Annotated in this window: 1 protein-coding gene (only partly in view); it reads left to right on the forward strand. The window is 75.1% G+C overall.

The genetic code is table 11. The annotated features are described in order from the left end of the window. Positions 1–19,722, forward strand: the 5' portion of a protein-coding gene (locus ACFV6E_RS08575; protein ID WP_385460077.1) for a lonely Cys domain-containing protein. It continues 13,698 nt past the right edge of the window; 19,722 of the gene's 33,420 nt are visible here — the first part of the coding sequence; the start codon lies at positions 1–3; its stop codon lies off the right edge, out of view.

The raw sequence follows: 19,722 nt of genomic DNA on the forward strand, positions 1-19,722 counted from the left end.
ATGGCATCGCCCGAGGTCAACGCGATGATCTTCATCCTCACCGGGGAGAAGCTCATCGACGCCGACGAGGACCTCGCCTACGACAGCCGGCAGCCGTACTCGGGCCTCGGCCGCAAGCTCGACCGGATGTCGTCGCTGATCCAGAAGTCGATCCACGACATCGCCGAGGTCATGCCGGACGACCTCGCCAAGTCGTACGCCCAGGCGATGGGCACGCTCACCGACGACGGCGGCAAGAACTACCTGCGTGACTTCGCCGACCAGCTCGACAAGATCGCCGAGGGCCGGCGCAAGACCTCCATGGACATCATGGAGTCCAAGTGGCAGGTCATCGCCGAGATCATCCGGCTGCTCATCGAGATCGCCATCTATCTGGCGATGTCCTTCTTCACCGGCGGCGCCTCGGCCAGCCAGATCATGATGGCCAAGCTGCGCAGCCGGTTCATGATCCTCACCACGCTGAGCCACCTGCTCCAGCGACTGCACATCGCGCCCTCGCTCACCGAGGCGTTCTCCGAGGCGTTCACCACGTTCGCGGTGCGGCTCGCGATGATGAACTTCGCCCCCAACGGCCGCCGCCCGGACGGCTTCGACTGGAGCCAGATCCTCAAGGACGGCGCGTTCGGCGCCGCCGCGGGCGGTCTGACCAGCATCTTCGACAAGTGGGCGAAGAACATCGTCAACAGCTACGACAACAACTTCCTGAAGAACAAGCCGGACCTGGACTTCAAGAACAACCCCAACCTCAAGAACATCACCGACCTCGACCTCAAGAACAACACCCCGACTCCCAAGCCGAACCCGGACACCAAGTACGACACGAAGTACGACACCACCCCGGACACCAAGCCCAACCCGTACACCAGCAACACCCCGGACCTGACCCACAACACCCCGACCAGCTTCCGGGACCTGTTCTCCTTCAACAACAACTTCCGGAACAACCACGAGCTGTGGCGCAACAACCCGCTCTGGCACAACAACTCCTACAGCGGGGGCGCGCTCGCCGGGCACTACGGGATCAAGGGGACGGCCGACTTCCTCGCCGCGGGCGCAGGCGAGGCGCTGGGCGAGATCCTGATCAAGGGCGCCTTCGACGGCGACTGGTCGACGAGCTGGTCCACCTTCGTCGGCGCGGGCCTCAGCAGCCAGGTCGAGCGCTCGCTCGAGAACGTCGCCGTGAACAGCAGCGCCGAGCTGCGCAACGCCCTCAACAACCTGCGCAACCAGCCGCCGCCCACGGTCTCCGGCGGCACCGGCGTCTCCGACCCGCACGGCTCCGGCGACTCCACCCGCTCCGGGCACGGCGACGGCACCGACCGCACGGACGGTTCCTCCCGCCCGGACACCACGGGCGGATCCTCCCGCCCGAACACCACGGGCGGGTCCGACACCGCCTCCCTCACCTCGAACCCGCCCGCCTACACGGACGACCCGCCGGCGTACAGCACCGTGGACCCGCCCGCGTACAGCACCGTCGACCCGCCCGCGTACACGCCGGGCACGCTGCCCGCGACCGCCGCCGAGAACGCGCTGTGGCAGCAGGTGCACAGCGGCCCCGCCGACATCCGCACGCAGGCCCTGAACGACCTCGCCGCCCTGCGCGGCGGCCAGTCGCCCGGCAGCACGGAGATCGGCGTCCGCGACGGTCTGCACGGCAACCTGTCGCAGGTGCCCGAGGTCCGGGTGGTCCCCGCCGGGAACAGTCCCGCCGTCGAGGTCGACACCGACGGCGTCCGCCGCGCCCTCGACGGCTTCGGGACGCCGGTCACGGTGGAGACGCCGATCGGCGGCGGCCAGGACGGTCTGACGACGCCGACGCCGACGCCGACGCCGACGCCCGCGCCCGTGCAGGACGGCGGCGTTCCGGTCACCGGCAACGGCGGCGCGCATGTCTCCGGGACGGGTGGCGGTACGAGTACGAGTACGGGGACGGGCGGCGGCACGAGTACGGGCACCGGTACGGGGACGGGGTCCGGTACGGGCACGGGGTCCGGTACGGGTGCGGCTACCGGTACTGGCAGCGGCGCCGGTGCGCGTACCGGCGGTGCTTCGCAGACCACGGTGGACGGTCCTCCGCAGTCGTCGGACGTCACGTCGGACATCACGTCGGACACCTCCCCGCAGCCGTCGGACATCACGGCGGACGGCTCCCCACAGCCCTCGCCGTCGCAGGGGACCGCCGACTCGCCGGAGACCGGCAACACGTCGGAGACCGGCAACACGTCGGAGACCGGCAACACGCCGGAGGCCGTCAACTCGCCCGACGTCAAGGTGACTTCGAGCCCTCTTACCTCCGATCCCGTTACCTCGGATACCTCGGATACCTCGGACACCGCCGACACGGTCGGCCCCGTCGACGCCACCGGCACCAGTGACGTACCGCCGTTGACGATCGTGGTCTCCGACGTGCCGCCGCCGGGGGAGGGGTCGCCCGAGGCGGCCGCGCTGCTGGACGGTGCCGGGACCGACCGGGCCGTGGTGCTCGGTCCCGCGGCCACGCCCGACGGAGCGGGACGCCCGGTGCGCGCGGCCGTCGAGCTGACCCGCGAGGGGCCGGGCGCCCCGGTGCGGGTCCGTCCGCTCACCGGCCCGCAGCCCGCCGCCACCCCGGACGGCACCCCCGCCGGTACGGACACCGCGAACGGCTCGGGCACCCCTGACGTCACGGACACGGCCGGCACGGCCGACACCGCGTTCCCCGGTTCCGACGTGCTGCTGCCGCTCGCCGACGCCCTCGGGGTGACCCCGCCGCCGGTGTCCCATCCCGTCACCCAGAGCACCACGACGATCGACAGCGGCCCGGTCGCCACCGAGTCGGCCGTCACCGACCCGGCGACGCCCCCGAAGGTGGTCCTGTCCTCGAAGCCGGTCACCGAGTCGGGGCCGGTGCCGCCCTCCTCCGTCTCCGTGCAGAGCGACGGGACCGGTCCCGACTCCACGGTCACCGCCGATCCCGGCACGGCGAAGCTCGCCGCCCTGTCCCGCCCCTGGGCGGCCGAACCGGCCACCGACCTGCACGTGGAGTCGGGCGGGCCGCTCGGACAGGTCCTCGTGCGGCCCGTGGGCGGCGGCGTCGACGGCGGCAACGGGAGCCGTTCCACCACCCCGGCCGTGACCACCGTCGACGGCCACACGGTGCCCGTCGCGCAGTTGCGCCGCTGGGTGCCGGACGCGCCCGCGGGCCCGCGGGCGGGGCGCCCCGTGCAGACGCTGACCATCTCGCAGAGCCCGGCCGAGGACGGTACGGCGCGCAGCGCGGAGCGGCAGGCGCTGCTCGGCCAGGACACCTTCCGCGGGGTGCGTACCGTCTCCGCCTCCCCGGCCCCGGGGACCGTCACCCCGGCGGACGGGACCACTACGGACGCGCCCGCCCGTACGTTCTTCACCGGCCCGCCGACCGCGCTCCCCGGCTCCGGCACCGGGCGGGGCGCCGACTACTTCGCGGGGCACGGCACCGCCCGTACCGTCACGCTCGGCACCGAGGACGCGGCGCGCCCCACCGTGACGGTCAGCGGTGTGCAGCTCGGCGAGGTGCTCAACTCCTGGTCGGTGGAAGGCGATCAGGACCGGCCGCTGGTGCTGTACTCCTGCGAGACCGGACAGCAGCCGCGGATCGCGGGTCTGCCGGTGGCCCAGCACGTGGCGAACCGGACCGGGCGGACCGTGTACGCGCCGACCAGCGAGGTGGGCACGGCCCGCGACGCCGACGGCAACGTCCGCGCGGTGCTCGTCGAGGGCGCCGAAGGGCCCGGCCGGTGGCGGCTGTTCACCCCGGAGCCCAGCGGCGCCGACCTGGACCGGCTGGCCCGCGACGCCGGACTGCACACGGGCCCGGAACCGGCCGACGCCTTCGTGCGGACCCGTACCCTCCAGCAGATCCGCACGCTGCGCGAGGCGCTCGGCCCGGACGCCGAGCAGCAGCCGGAGAACACGGACCTGCTCGCCGGACTGGCCTACGTGGACGGCCTGCGCTGGCTGGGCACGACCGGCACGCCCCGCTACGGCGACGGCCGGATGACTCCGGACCTGCTGCGCCGGATGGTGACCGACTGGCACGCGGGCGGTCCGGCGGCCGGTCCCGGTGCCCGCCCGGACACCGAGCCCATGCCCGAGCAGTACCGCGCGTTCCTGAGAGCCGCGGCCGGACTGCGGGCCGGTGCCGGACCCGACACCACGCTCGACGCGCTGCTGCCCCCGCCGCCGGCCGTCCTGCCGCCGACCACGCTGGTCTCCCAGGACGACGTGCGCGGACTCGGCTACGGGTCCTCGGCACAGGTCGCCTGGTCGCTGTCGGACGCCCCGCTGCCCCTGTCCGAGCTGGGCCTCAGCCCGGAGGACACCGCCGAACTCGCCCGCCGCAGACCCGACCTGGCATCCCCGACGGGCCGCCCGGACAGCATCACCACCACCGGAACCAGCTCGTCCACCGGCTCCAGCTCGTCCACCGCGACCACCGGTTCGACCGGTTCGACCGACTCCGCCGAGTCCGCCCTGGACGTGCCGCCGGTCGGCACGGACACCGCGACGATGCGGGCGGACGGGCTGGCCTTCCGCCGGGTGGACGCGCTGGCCAACGGCGACTGTCTCTTCCGGTCGGTGCTCGACAGCGCGCGGAGCCGGGACGTACCGCCCGCCTGGGCCGCGCGGAACATCGCCGGGCTGCGCGCCCTGGTGCGGGACCGCGTCACCGGTTCCGAACTGGGGGACACCGCGGACACCCTCGTACCCGACCCGGTGTTCAGCGTCGTGGACGACCTGCGGATGCGCGCCCTGGCCGGGGTGACGGACCCGGACGAGCAGCGCCGGATCACCGAGCAGTGGAACGGGATCGCGGACGCCGTGATCACCGACGGCGACCCCGGCCGGTGGCGGGAGATCCTGGCCGGCAGCGACTACCCGGGTCTCGCCCAGGTGGCGCCGACCCCCGCCGACGCGCGGCGGCTCGGCGGGCGCGGACTGCTCGCCGCCGCCGCGGACCGCTCCGACCTGTGGTCGTCGCCCTTCGCCGACACGCTCCCGGAGGCGCTGGCCCACACCCTCGACCTCGATCTGCGCGTCGTGCAGCCCGGTCCGCGGGAGACGGACGCGCCGCGCGTCATCGGGCTGAACCCGGGCGGCACCGGCGGCACCCTGCACGTGGCGTACAACGGGACGGACCACTACGACGCCCTGGTCCCGGCGCCCGAGCCGGACCCCGTCACCGCCACCACCCCGGTCTCCCAGGACCCGGACGGTTCAGACCCGTTCGGGGAGTGGCTGCGCGGCATGGGCGGGATCACCGACCTCGACAGCGCCGCCACCCCCGACCGCGGCGATACGGCGCCGCTGGAGAGCCAGCTCGACCGGTACCGCCCGGCCCGGCTGCTGACCGGCCCGGACGCCCGTCCGCCGGGCCCCGCGCCGCGCACGGTCACCTTCGAGGACGGCAGCACCCTGCCCGCGGTCCTGATCAGTCCGGGCGCCGGTCAGAGGGACGCCGACTCGGTCGGAACGCTGCGGGGTCCGGCCTCCGGGCTGCTCACCGGACCCGGCGTGCTCACCCTGCGCTCGCCCGAACTGGCCGCCCGGGAGATCCTCGACAAGCTGCCCGCGAAACTGCGTGCGCGGTTCGACGAGGCGGAGCTGCTGCGGCTGCTGACCGACCAGCCCGCCGCGTTCACCGCCCCGCGCGGCGCCCGCCTGGTGGGCCGGGAGAAGTCCGGGGTCGGCCTGGAGATGACCGTCGAGGCCGTCCCGTACCACCGCTGGGAACGCTTCTCCGACGCGGGCGGCTCCGCCAAGGCCGACACGATGAGGCGGGGGCAGGCCGGTACGGGCGGCGGGCGCAGTGTGGGCTTCGGGCGCCGGATCGCCGGTGGTCTGAGCATGGGGCCGCCGCTCAACTGGCTGCTGAAGATCGGTGTCTCGCTGGGCTGGAACCGCAGGACGGACTACACCCAGGGCACCACGGCCTTCCATCAGGCCGAGCACCGTGGTCACGAGGGCTCGCACCTGCACCTGGACGACGTCCACTACCGGGTGCGGGTGGAGCGGGTCACCGAGGCGCCGGCCACCACGAGCCGGGACGGCGGCGAGCCGGGCCCGCGCTGGACCCGGGCGCGGGTGCACAGCGCGGAGTTCGGCATGCGGGACGGGCTGAGCTGGCGGCTGCCGGACGCCTTGACGGTGCCCTTCGCCGGACCCCGCCGGGCGCCGGAGACGCTGACCTTCCCGGACGGGGTGGAGCCGCGTCTCGCCGACTCCACCGGGCTGCACCTGACGGATCCGCCGGAGGAGGTGGCGCTGGCCGTCTCCGGTGCGCGGCCGGGCAGTTCGGCGCACCGCACCGTGGTCTCGTACGTCCGTCCCGGGCGGTTGCTCGGGCTGTACGGGCGGCTCACCGGGCCGGTCAGCGGACCCGAGCTGACCCGGGGCGGCGCCCAGCACCCGCTGGGGCACCTGGTCGTGGAGCGGTCGGTGCCGCACCGGGCCACCCTGGTCACCGAGTCGGCCAAGGTGGAGGTGCGCGACCTCGCCCAGACCACGTACCAGAACCAGCGCGGGCACGTCCGCGACACCCGGTTCGGGCTCCAGGTCACCTCCGGGCCCAACTACCAGCTCGTCGGTCCTGAGACCGACGTACGTCTCCAGGGCGGTCCGCTGGTGCGTACGGACCTCGCCGCCGGGCGGGGCCACTACCTGGGCACCGACGCGGCCCGCAAGGTCACCGGGCGGGTCCGCAACCAGCCGATGGCGCTCTACCGGGTGGAGCGCACCCTGATGGTCCGCAAGGCCGGTGAACCGTCGTCCGCGGCGCGGCCGGTGCGGGTGGTCAGCCTGGACTGGATCTCCACCCAGGACGCCCGCCGCCTCGCGGGCTGGGACAGCCGCACGCCCGGCCGGACGGGTCCGGACCCGGACGCCGAGCCGCCGGTGCCGTGGTACCTCACCCGTGAGGACCCGGTGCACCTCGGCGGCCAGGTCCGCGCGGAGGGCTTCCTCCCGCAGACCCCGCAGCCGGCGACCGACCAGCTGACCCCGCCGATGACGGATCAGCAGCAGCCGCAGCCGACGACGGATCAGCAGACTTCGCCGCCGCTGACCGACCAGCAGACGCCGCCCGTCACCGACCAGCAGACCCCGCCGACCGAGCAGTCGCCCGTGCCGCAGGACGGGGCCCCCGCACCCGACCCCATGCGGGCCTTCGCGGACACCGTCCTGGACACCCTGCACCGCTCGTACCCGTCGCTGTTCGTGCCGCCCGCGATGCTGCGGCACCCGCGCCTCGCCCGGCTCTGGTACGGCGACGGGCGGCTGCGGACCGCGCTGCACAACGAGCGGCAGGTCCGCGAGGCGCTGAACCGGCCCACCCTGACGCAGAGCCTCGACGAACTGACCACCACCGGCGTCCCGGTCACCCTCACCGAGGACGGCAAGGTGCGCCGCGGCCACCACACGCTGACCCTGCGGGCCCGGCTGACCGACCGCCGCTACGAGACCACCCTGAACGAGCGGACCCTGCGCAACGCGGTGATCGGCAGCGAGGTCTCGGGCCAGGGCCAGCAGGAGTCGAGCACCTACTCCGCCGGTGTCGAGCTGGGCGTCTCGCCGCGCGACCACGACAAGGTGCCGGGGCCCGACCTGCCGCGCCAGACCGGCAACGTCTCGTTCGGCGCCCGCTACGCCCGTACGTACCAGAAGTCCGGCCGGAACACGACCACGGTCACCCACGACCACCTGGCCTTCCAGACCGGCGTCGACCTCTACAGCTACCAGGTGGAGCTGAACGCCTCCTTCGAGGGCCACCGCCGCCCGCGCGGCTGGACCCGGCTGCTGTCGGCCGGTGTGCTCGGCACGGGTGTCTTCGTCAGCAAGGTCGAGGAGCGCCCGCTGTTCAGCCGGGGCACCGAGACCGTCGGGCGGGTGGAGCTGGCCGTGCCCGCGGCGCACGGCTCGGAGCGGCACGCCCCCGCCGACCCGCCGCCCGCCGGACCGGACACCGCGCCCACGCCCGCGCCGCCCCGGCCGCAGCAGCTCTCCTCCGCCGTGGCGGACCAGCTCCTCGACGGCACCCGTCCGCTGCCGCGCACGGGACCGGCCGACCACGACCTGACCCAGCGGCTGCTGAGCGCCCCGCACGTCGTGCTCGGCGTCGAGGGCGGTCCCCAGCGCCAGCAGCTCGTGCAGGAGACCGCCGACCGCGCCTCGGGCTCCTCCTGGCACGTCGGAGCGCCCGGCGCACCCGTGCGCACCGCGCTGCGCCGGGCCATGGCCAACCTCGGCGTGGCCGGTCAACTCGGCCAGTACCTCGGCCCGTTCGGCTCCCGCATCACCGGACTGAACGGCGCGGGGCCGCTCCAGACCCATTACCTGAAGGCCGCGGTCCGCGGCGAGCTGGACAACTTCCGGGTCATGAGCGACCCGAAGCCGGCCAGCCTCGAAAGCACGGTCGGCAACGAGCACCGGGTCGTCGGCAGCGCGAGCACCGTCTCGCGCACCACGCTCGGCGTCCAGGGCGCCGACATGCCGTTGCAGCACGCCCCCGGCAGGCAGGCGATGGTCGGCTCGTACTCGGGTGCGCTCCAGTACGCCTGGGGCAAGGGCCGCGGCGTCTCGCAGGCCCTCACCCGGGGCCGCAACACCACCCTGGCCTACGCCGGGCGGATGTACCTCGTGGTGGCCGACGCCGTCGAGACCGTCGCGGTGCGGGACCGCTGGACCGCCGCGATGGGCACGGTGGGCACCCGCATGGGGGACCGGATCAGCTCCGCGGCCGGACGGCTCTCCACGGACCTCGGCAACCGCCTCGCCCCGCGCCGGGCCGCCGCCGCGTTCCAGCGCATCCGCGACGCGGTCATGTTCCACCTGCCGATGCAGGACGTCATCGAGGCCGGGCTCGCCCCGGACGGCCTGGGCACCACCACCCCGCGCAACCTCGGCGGCGGCTACCGGCTGCCCGGCTTCCTGCGCGGCCGCCGCTTCCCCACCCACCCCAGCGGCCGGCTCGACGCGAGCCGGGCGGCCCCGCAGCTGCTGAAGCGGCTGGAGAAGCTGGGCGTGCCCTCGCACGACCGGGAGCAGGTCCTCCAGCACCTCTCCCCGGACTTCCTCCAGGCCCATCTGCACGAGCTGACCACCGACGGGCTGACCCTGCCGGTCCACTACCGCTCCTGGTCGAGCCCGCACCGCCTGCCGGTCGGCGGCCGTCCCGGGCAGCTCCGGTTCAAGCTGACGCCGGTCACCACGACGGTGCGGCGGCTGCGCACCGGCTACGAGCTGGAGGACTACCGGACCGTCTCCCGCGACGACGCGGGCAGCGCCGCCCAGGACCGGGGCGCCGACCTCACCTGGGGCGCGGGCGAACGCGCCGCGGAGAGCGGCATCCTGGTCGCCAACCCCTCGGTCCAGGGCACGGCGGCCAAGCAGCGGGCGAGCAGCAGGACCGTGACCGACGGCAGTACCGCGATGCCCAACATCGCCACCACCCAGGCGCACGCGGAGCTCGTCACCGACTACGTCCTGACCGTCACCATGACGGACGCGGCCGGTGACAGGCTCCCGCCGCGCGCCGTCACGCCGGTCGGCAGCCTCAGCGAACTCGTCCCGGCCGGACTGCTCACCCCGGACGGCACCGGCGCCGACGGCGCGCTCACCGAACAGCACGTGCCGGAACCGGACCGCGCGGTGCGCATCCTGACCGCCGAACAGGCCCGCCCCGAGGCCGTCGCCGCCTGGCGCACCTCCCGTCCGGGCACGAGCACCCCCGACCCCGACATCCTGCCCTTCGACGACCTGACCGGCTCCGGCCTGCTCGCCGTGGACATCCGCGGCGCGGCCAACGTACGGGACGCCCTGACCCTCGCCACCGCCCGCGCCGACGGGTACGGCGACGGAGACCTCGGCGACCGGCTCACCGGGAACGTCCTCGACGGACGCGTACGCCACGCCCGCTTTACCCCGCTCACCGGCCTGGGCACGGCACCCGCCCAGGCGCAGCAGGAGGCCACCTCGCAGGGCGGTCTGACGGCCGCTTTCCGCGAGGCGCTGGGCGCGGACGGCTCCCGGCTGCCCGCCCAGAACTCGGCGCGCCTGTTCGGCCAGTCCCACACCGCCGACTCCCGGCTCTACGCGAAGATGCACCGCGGCGGCGCCCGGCTGCTCGCCGTGGAGAGCAAGCCCCGTATGGAGGCCATGCAGCGCCGGAAGACCTCCGACGCGCTGGAGGCCGGTATCACCGACAACGTCGAGCTGTCGGCGGGCACGGCGCCGATGGCGGGCAAGAGCAACGCCGGTGTGACCAACCCCGGCGGTACGGTCCCGGTCGCGGGCGCGAACGACAACGTCGCGCTCAAGGGCGCCGCGGACGTCACCCTCGGCACCCACGTCAAGTACGGCACCGACCGCAGCATGCTGTTCGCGGTGCCGGTGACCTGGCTGTCGGTGGCCGAGGCCGACCACCGCGTCACCGACAGCCGCCCGTTCACCGCGCTCGGCAAGGCCGTACGCGGCCCGCGCGCCGCCGAGACCCAGACCACCGCCCTGGTCTGGCTGCGCGAGGACATGGCCCGCGACTACGGCCTGCTGGACGACAGCACGTTCCCCGAGGAGGCGGGCCAGGCCTGGGACGACATGGCCAAGGCCGCCGCCGACCTCGCCACGACCGAGACGGAGTACTACGACGCCCGCGCGCGGGCCCGGCAGGCGTGGCTCGGCCTGACCCCGGCGGAACAGACCGCGCTCGGCGACGGCGACCCCGGCCTGGCGACCGTCCTGCCGCGGGACGTGGCCCAGTCCCCGGCGGTCGTCGCCTGGCAGGCCGCCCGCGACGAGGCACGGCTGTGGGAGGGACGCGTCGACACCGCCGCCGCGGACCACCACCGGCTGCACCTGGCCGCCTCCCGCCTCACCGCCCACCACCAGGGTTCGGCCGCGGTCCCGGTACGGGACGTGCCGCAGGACTACGCCAAGCCGGACTGGCGTGACCGGGCGCCGAAGCCGTACACGGTCGCCGACGCCACCGACTCCGCCCCGCGCACCCTCACCTCCCCGGACGGCGCCACGGTGCGCGAGGTGCACGCCGTGCCGCACGACGGCGCCTCGTTCTTCCACGCGCTGCTCGCCGTCGCCCAGGACCGGGGACGGCTGCCCCACCTGCTCGGCACCGACCTCGCCGACCGGTTCACGGCCGCCCCTTCGGACCCGGCGGTGACCGCCGAGGCCGTCGGCGCCGCCCGCGACCGGCTCGCCTGGGCGCTGGGCGAGGACGGCAACGCGGACCTGCTCGACGCGCTCGCCCTGGACGTCGCCGACACCTTCACCCAGGCCGAACTGGACTCCGCAGGCGTGGTGCTGACCCCCGCCCAGCAGGCCGAGTTCGACGCCTTCGGCCGGCTGCCGCAGACGTTCTGGCCGACGCCGGAGCAGCGGACGGGGCTGGCGGTCGCCGCCCTGTCCCGCCCGTTCACGAGCGAGCCGGGCCAGGAGAGCCCCGGGGAGCTGGACGGCACCCGGACGCCCGAGCGCCGCGCAGGCGACCACGGCGGCGCCGACCTGCTGCCCGCCCTGGCCGCGCGGGTCCTCGGCACCCCGCTGACCGTGGTGACCGGCGAGGGCCGCGACCAGCTCTTCCTGCCGCACGGCGGCGACCCGGCCGCCGTCGACCCGGCCGCCGACCCGGTGCTGTTCGCCGCCGACGGCTACTTCCACGCGGCCCTGCCGCCGGGCACCCCCGCCCCGGCCACCACGGCACTGCCGACACCGACGGCAACCGCCCCCTCCGATACGGACGCCACGTCCGGCACGGCGCTGCCGACGCCGCTGAACGCCGGTCCCTCCCGTACGGACGCGACGCCTGGCACGGTGCCGACGCTCGCCGCCCCTTCCGGTACGGACGCCACGTCCGGCACCCCGGCCCCGGCCGGCTCCCCGCTGCCCGCCTCGGAGACCCCGGACACACAGGGCACACCCCCCGCGAAGCCGCCCGCGCACCGCAGTCACACCACCGCGCCCTGGCTGCCGCCCGCCGAGGGCGACGGGCCGCGCTACCGCCTCGCCCGCGACGGCGTGCTCACCGCGCCCGACGGCGCCACCTACACGCAGGGCACGCCCACCGGCCGCGGCAACGGCTTCTTCGGCGCGCTCTCCACGGCTCTGCGCGACGCCGCCGCGCAACCGAACCTCGAGAGCCACGAGGCCACCCGGCTGCGGCTGCGCGCCGGTTCGCCGCCCGCCCAGCTCATGCGGCTGAACGGCCTGCCGGGCACCCCGGGCGAGCGGGACTCGCTGTTCACCCCTCCGCCGCTGACCCAGCGTCCGGGCGCTCCCGCGCCCAGCCGGGACGCGCTCGACGGCCAGCTGCGCCGCCACCTCGCCCAGGCCCCCTGGGGTCCCGGGGCCGACCGGGCGGTCGCCGAGTGGGCCGCCGCCGCGACCGGCGTCACCGTCACCCTGGTCGAGGAGAACGGCACCGCCCACACCTACCCGGGCCCGGCCGGTGACAGCGGCCCGCACCTCCGGCTGCGCCGCCGCGGCGGCGACCTCGTCCCGCTGGTGCAGCGCACCCCGGCACCGACTCCGGTGACACCGGAACCGTCCGGCCCCTCGGGCGGCCCGCGACTCACCGGCACGGAGGAGGCGTTCGAGCTCGACACGCTGTCCGGCAACGACGGCACGCGCCGCGGCGGCCGGCCGGTCCCCCCGCAGTCGGAGGCCGACGCGCTGGCGCAGTTCCGGTTCACCGACGACACGGCGACGGCGACGGACGCGCTGGCGCAGTTCCGGTTCACCAACGACAGCGACAGCGAGAGCGACGACACCGACGGCGAGGACGGCGGCCCGGACCTCACGCCCGAGGAATACCTCGACCTCCTCTTCGGCCCCGCCGCCCGGAACGACTACTCGCCCGAGATGCTCATCGGCACGGCGATGTCGCTGCGCGGGCTCGCGCACGGGCACACGGACGCGACGGGCCAGGAGACCGGCGAACTCGGCGCACTGCACGGCCTGGCCAGGAGGGTGCTGCGGCTGCGCGCGAACACCCCGGTCGGCGACGGGCACCTGATGGTCCTCGGCTCGCTCGCGCTCAGCGCCTCGCCGACCGAACTGGCCGACGCGGGCGCCCTCGCCGCGTACCTGAGGCGCCACGACGCAGCCCTGGGCGAGGAGACGCAGTCGTTGCAGGACGACGGCGCGGTGCGGAACTGGACCGGCACCGGGGACCAGGTCCCGCCCCTGGACGCGTACGCCGTGGAGCACGAGGGCGGCGAGCTGAGCGCGTGGCCCGCGCCGTGGTCCGACCCGTACGTGGTCCTCGCCCAGGAGCACGGCGACTCGGTCCGGCTGACCACGCCGCAGGGACCCGTCACGCTGGACGACGCCGGTGAGTTCGCCCGGCTCGTCACCCGTGACCCGGCGCGGCGCGGGCGGAGCGACATCGTGCTGGCCTTCCCGCACGACGACATCGAGTCCCTGGCGCGGCACGTCGCCGACCTGACCGGCGCCAAGGTCTGGTACTCCGAGCACGCCCCGCGCCCGTCCACGGACTGGCGGACCGGCACCGACCGCATCACGCTGGGCCCCGTCGGCGCCGACGTCGGCCCCGGCACGGTGTGGAGCTCCGTCGACCCGGACCAGGACGACGGCAGCGAAGGGGAGAACGCGGGGGACTTCGACGACCTGCTGGAGATGTACGAGCGCGCCGAAGGCATCGACGCGCGCCGGCCCAAGCCGCTCACCACGAAGAACTACGGCGTCGTGGACCACACCGGTGAGGGCGTGCTGTTCCGCAAGCCCGGCGGGGTCAGGGGCGACTGGCAGACCCCGCGGACCCTGCGCGGCACCGAGGACGCCCCCCAGCTCCTGCTGTACCAACAGGGCCACGTCCAGACGCTCCTCACCCAGCGCCCCGCGCTGCACATCTCCGCGGACCGCACGCTCGCGGTCGAGGAGGGCGCCTACGGGCAGCAGATCTTCGCGACGAAGGAGGCCGTCGCCAACGCCTCGGTGAAGCTGGCGCGCGCGGGCCTCGCGGTGCGGCTGCGCACCGACGACGACCTGAGCGTCATCCTGCCCACCCCCGACGGGGGCAGCAGGCGGCTGTACCGCGTGACGCCCGACTTCCTGACCGGTTCGGGCAAGTCCACGGAGGAGGTCTGCCGGGACTTCGCCGACATGCTGGCCGGCAACTCCCGCACCTCGCACATGGTCTTCCGGGCTCCCGGCGGCGGCCCGGCGGTCACCGCGCCGGTCAACGCCTCCGACGGCATCGAGGTCACCGGCACCCACCACCTCGCCGACGCCCTGGGCGACGTCGCGGACGGCGACGTACCGTCCGGCACGGCGGACCCGGCGTGGGCGGCCTCGCTGATCCGCCGGGACGACCGGCCCACCGGCGGCGACGGCACCGGACCGCTGCCGGGGCGCGAGTACGGCAGCGCGCTCAGCCTCGCCGAGGAGACCGACCCGCGCCGCGACGCGCTGTCGGCCGCCGCGCACCGGATCGGCGTCAACGAGCACGCGTGGGCCGACGTCGGCGAGGGCTATGTCGTCCAGTCCGTCGCCGCCCCCGGCGAGCAGGGCCAGCCGAGCCTGGAGCACAACTACGCCAAGCCGAACGGCCGCAGCGGCGGGCACTTCGGCTACCACTTCGTCACCGTCGTCCTGGCCAGCGAGGACGGCAGCCACCAGGTCTCCCTGGAGAACCACGCGCGCCTCTCGCAGCGCAACGCCCGGCACCGCAGGGCGGCCCAGGCGAACCTGGACAACAACAGCCTGGCCGAGCTGCGGGAGACCGCCGCGCAACTGCGCCAGGAGATCGAGCGGCGGGAGCAGGCCGGTTCCGACGAGGGCCTCACGGAGCTGCGCGGCTACCAGGACCTGTCCTTCGCCCTGATCAGGGCGAAGCAGGCCCAGCTGGACATGGCGGACGCGCCCGAGGGCTCGCCGGAGCGCGCGGAGGCCGAGCAGAAGCTGGAGGCCGCCACCCGCGCCGCCGCGAACCGCATGGGCAACCTCGAACCCGTCATCCCCGGCAAGCACCAGTGGTACATGCGGATGTACTCGCGGCGGCCGGGGGAGTCGGCCCACGACACCAACGCGCACCTGCTGGACGAGGGGCCCTCGGCCGAGGCCAACCCGCTCACCGCCGTCGTGCTCCGCGGCCAGCAGGCGATGCCGGTGACCGTCTCCTTCGACAAGGGCGCCCAGCAGACGCCCGAGAGCGCGACGTTCCCGATCCGGCACCTCGCCAAGGTGGTGGCCAGGACGGGACTGTGGAACGCCGCCAACGGGCTGCCGCTGCCGGACACCAGGGTCAGCGGCCCGCGCAACGCGCGCCTCGTCGGCCGGGACCTCACCAAGGTGCGTGCCGACGCGGTCGCCGCCACCTTCCGGCGGGAACTGGCCGACGCCCTCGCCGAGTACCAGAACGGCACCCCGGGGCCGCACCTCACCGCCGCCGACTTCACCGTCGACGCCGTCTCGGTGCGCAGCCGCCGCCCCTCGCTGACCGGCGACGCGGCCAACACCGACGTCGGCATCACGGTCGACGACCACCGCGGCGGACAGCGCCAGATCGCCACCCGCGGCCTGAAGGGCGGCTCCCGCGACGACGGTCTCGACCCGGTGGCGGAGCAGTGGCCCATCGGCCGCCCGGTCACCCTGATGCGGCCCCGCTACGGCGGCGGCGACCCGAGCTTCGTCGTACCCGTCGACGAGGTGCCTGCCTCCGACGTCCCCGCGACCGCCAAGGGCAAGGACCCGGCCACCGACGACACGCGCACGCCCGAGCACTGGTTCTCCTACACCCGCGCCGCCGACTCCCGCCCCGAGCCCTTCCGTTACGAGGTCGCCGACACCGGGCACATCCGGCTGCCCGACGGCACGGAGATCCCGCCGACCGGCTGGACGCGCTTCGGCCACGACTTCGTGCACCCGGCGACGGGCACCCTGCTGCGCGGCGACAGCGGCTGGATCGGCCGCGTCGACAACATGGACACCCTCGCGCTGCTCCTGGCCGACCTGGACCCGGACCCCGTACCGCAGCGGATCACCGCGGACTCCTCGGCCCTGTACGTGGTGCCGGAGCACGGCTCCACCGCCCTGCGCATCCCGCTCCAGGAGCCGGCCCCGCCCGCCCGCGCCCACCGCGACGACCGCCCGCGCGTCGTCGTGCGCTCCGCCTTCGACGTACGGCGCTTCGCGCACGGCGGCGAGACCGTCACCGACCTGACCGTGCGGCTCGCCCTGCGGCCGGGACAGGACGGGCGGACCGGCGCCGACACCGACACCGACACCGTCGCGGCGCGGGTGCGGGACGGCGTGGAGGAGTTCTACAACCGGCCGGGGCACCGGCTGCCGAACGGCGACCGGCTGCACGTCACCGTCGAGTTCGTCTCGCCGGACGAGAACCCCCACCTGACGGTCGACCTCGTCGGCCGGGACCGGCCGATGAACCAGCGCGCCTGGTGGGCCGACGCCGACCCGCAGGACTTCGCGCACGAGCTGGCGCACCAGCTCTTCCTGCGCGACGAGACGAGCGACGCCTCCAACCCCGCGCGGCTCGACGCGCCGGGCAGCCTGCTCGGCCCGTTCCGCGAGCAGGCCCCCGAAGGGCTCGCGCAGGGCGGCCTGCGCCCACGCCACCTCCAGGTGTGGGCCGCGGTGGCGGGCGACGTCGAGCCGTACACCCCGCCGGAGGGGGCGAGCTGGGCCGAGGCGCGGGCGAACGCCCCGGCGGAGCTGCGGGAACCGGCCTGGACCGACCCGGTGTCGCTGCCCGAACCCTCCCCGGAGACCGGCCCCGACGGCGCGGTGCCGCCCCCGCTGCCCCCCGACCGCACCCTGTCCACGCTGCCCGAGGCCACCGACGAGTCCGAGGACGAGTCGGACTCCGACGACGAGGACGAACAGCCGCTGTGGGCCGACACCGGCTGGCTGAACACGGTGTTCGGGCCCCAGTGGAGCGGCATTCCGGGTGACCGGCTGCGGGAGACCTCCGAGGCGCTGTTCGACCTCGTCGAGGCGGAGGCGGACGGGAGCCGGGAGCCGCAGGCGCTGCACCAGGCCCTGATCCGCGTCACCCGCCACGTCCTGCACATGGGTGCCGGGGCCCGGCCGGGCCCCGCGGACGTCCAGCTCCTCGGCTCGCTGGCGCTCGACGCCTCCTCGGACGACCTGGACAGCGCCGACGACCTCGCCCGGTACTTCATCGAGCGGCAGATCGAGACCGGCCGCGGCGCCCTGGACGCGGGCACACTGCTGCGCGACCGCGCGGGCAACCCCGCCGGACGCGACTTCACCCGCGCCGGGCAGCCCGCCCCCGCGGCGGACTCCTACGTCGTACGGGGCCGCAGCCGGGTCCTTCAGCGGCCCGCTCCCTGGCGGAACCCGTACATGGTCGTGGCCACGGCGGCCGGCGGCGCCGTCGAGATCTCCCTCGCGCCGGGCCGCACCTTCCGGGTCAGCGACCCCGTCGAGCTGGCCATGATGATCTCGTACGACGGCGGGCGGCCCCGCGGCGCGGACATCGTCCTGGCGCTGCCCCCGGAGTTCGCCGCGCCCGTCGCCACCCTCGTCGCCGGGACGACGGGCCGCCGCGTCTGGTACCCCGAGGCGCCGACCGGTGTCGCCACGCACCCGACGGCCGGGTCCCGCCTCATGCTCGACCTGAACAACGGCGGCGACACCGCCTCGGGCTGGGCCTCCGTCGACCCGCGCGCGGACGACGGCCTGCCCGGCGCCCGCGACGTCAGCAGCGACAGCGACAGCGACCTCGACGCCGGTCAGGAGCCCGACAGCGACGACGAGCAGTCCAGCAGCGACGGGGACGCGGAGTTCGACCGCCTGGCCGACCAGCTCGACGCGGAACGGCGGATCGAGGAGCGCCGCACCCGGCCGCTGACCACCCGCGACTACGGCGTCATCGACAAGCGCGGCACCGGCGTCCTGTTCACCCGGCCGCTCCCGCGCACCGTCGGCGACGTCCCGACCGGGGACGGCACCGGACCCGACGCGTCCCCGCTCGTCCTGCCGCGCCAGGACCAGGGCACCGTCCCCATGGCCGACCGGCCGCCGCTGCACATCTCCGAGGACCGGACGCTGGCGCTGCTCGCCGCCGACGGCACCACCGGCCGCAGCCGCCAGGTGTACGCCACCCGCGCGGCGATCGAGCGCTCGTCGGCCCGACTGGCCGCGGCCGGGGCGGGGATACGCCTGAAGGCCGACGAGTCGACCGGCGTGCTGCTGCCCAAGGACGACGGCTCCTACGGCGAGCCGCTGTTCCGGGTGGAGCCCGAGTTCCTGACGGCGTCCGGCGGTTCGGAGCACGCCTTCACCCGGGACTTCGCGCAGATGGTGGCCGGCACGGGCACCGCGCCCCTGTCCCACGTCGCCTTCCGCGGCCCCGGCGGCGACACCGTCGCCACCGCCCCCGTGAACGGCCAGCACGGCCGCGAGGTCACCGGCACCCACCACCTGGCCGAGGCGCTGACGGAGGTCGCCGAGGGCACCCGCCGTCCCGGCGACGTCAACCCCCGCTGGGCGGCCCGCCAGACGGGCCGGGACCAGCGCTTCACCGGCGGTGTGGTCGGCGCCCCCACCCCGGGCGAGCGCTACGGCCGCGCCCTGAGTCACGAACCGGCGGACAACCCGCTGCGCACCCCGCTGGCCGCCGCCGCCCGCCGCATCGGCGTCAACGAGTTCGCGTGGGCGCAGGTCGGCGAGGGCTATCTGATCCAGTCGGTCAGCACCACCAACGCCGGCGGCGCGCAGCTCTTCACGCACAACCACGCCAAGCCCGGCGACCGGGTCGGCCCGCACGCCCCGTACCACTTCGCCCAGGTCGTGCTGGCCAGCGAGGACGGCACGCACCAGATCACGCTGGAGAACGAGACCCACTCCCGGAGCGAGATCCCGGACGGGCAGCTCGACGACATCGTCGACGACAACCTCGACCGCTACGGCGAGGACGACCTCAACAGGCTGGCGGACGGGGCCGAGCGGCGCGCCGCCGAGGCACGCCGCACCGGCGCGGACGAGAGCGCGGCCGACCGCCTGACGGGCTTCGCGCGGGTGGCCAGGGCCCTGGCCGAGGTCCGTGCGGCGGAGCAGCTGCCGTTCTACTTCGACGAGGACCGCCCCGAGCACGCGCTCGCGGTGCGCGAGGCCGACCGGGCCCGCGACCGCGCCAAGGAGGCGATCCGCGCCGCCGCGCCGGTGATCGCGGACAACGACCAGTGGTTCTTCCGGGCGTACAGCAAGCGGCCGGGCGAGTCGGCGCACGAGGTCAACGCGGCGCTGCTCGCGGAGTCCGCGCCCGCGGTCGCCAACCCGCTGACGACGGTCGTGCTGCACGGCCACACACCGCGCCCGTACCAGCGGACGATCCGCTTCGCGGCGGAGCAGCACACCCTGCCCGACGGCACGGACGCCACGATCGACGCCCTGGCCAGGACGCTGGCCCGCGCGGGCCTGTGGAACCGCGCGCACGGACTGCCGATGCCCGCCGTCACCGTCACCGGGCACGGCAACCGCTCCCAGGCCAGCGGCCGCAAGCGCGCCGAGGCCGTCGGCCGGGCGCTCGGCGCCAGGCTCGCCCAGGTCCTGGCCGCCTCCCAGACCGGCACGTCCGGAACGCCGCTCGCGGTACGGGACTTCAACCTCACCCTGGACGCCAAGCGGGTGCGCAGCGCCACCGACCCCGGCCAGGGGCGCGTGGTGACGGTCGACATCGACGACCACCGC

The sequence above is a fragment of the Streptomyces sp. NPDC059785 genome, from assembly GCF_042732375.1.
GTDB lineage: Bacteria > Actinomycetota > Actinomycetes > Streptomycetales > Streptomycetaceae > Streptomyces.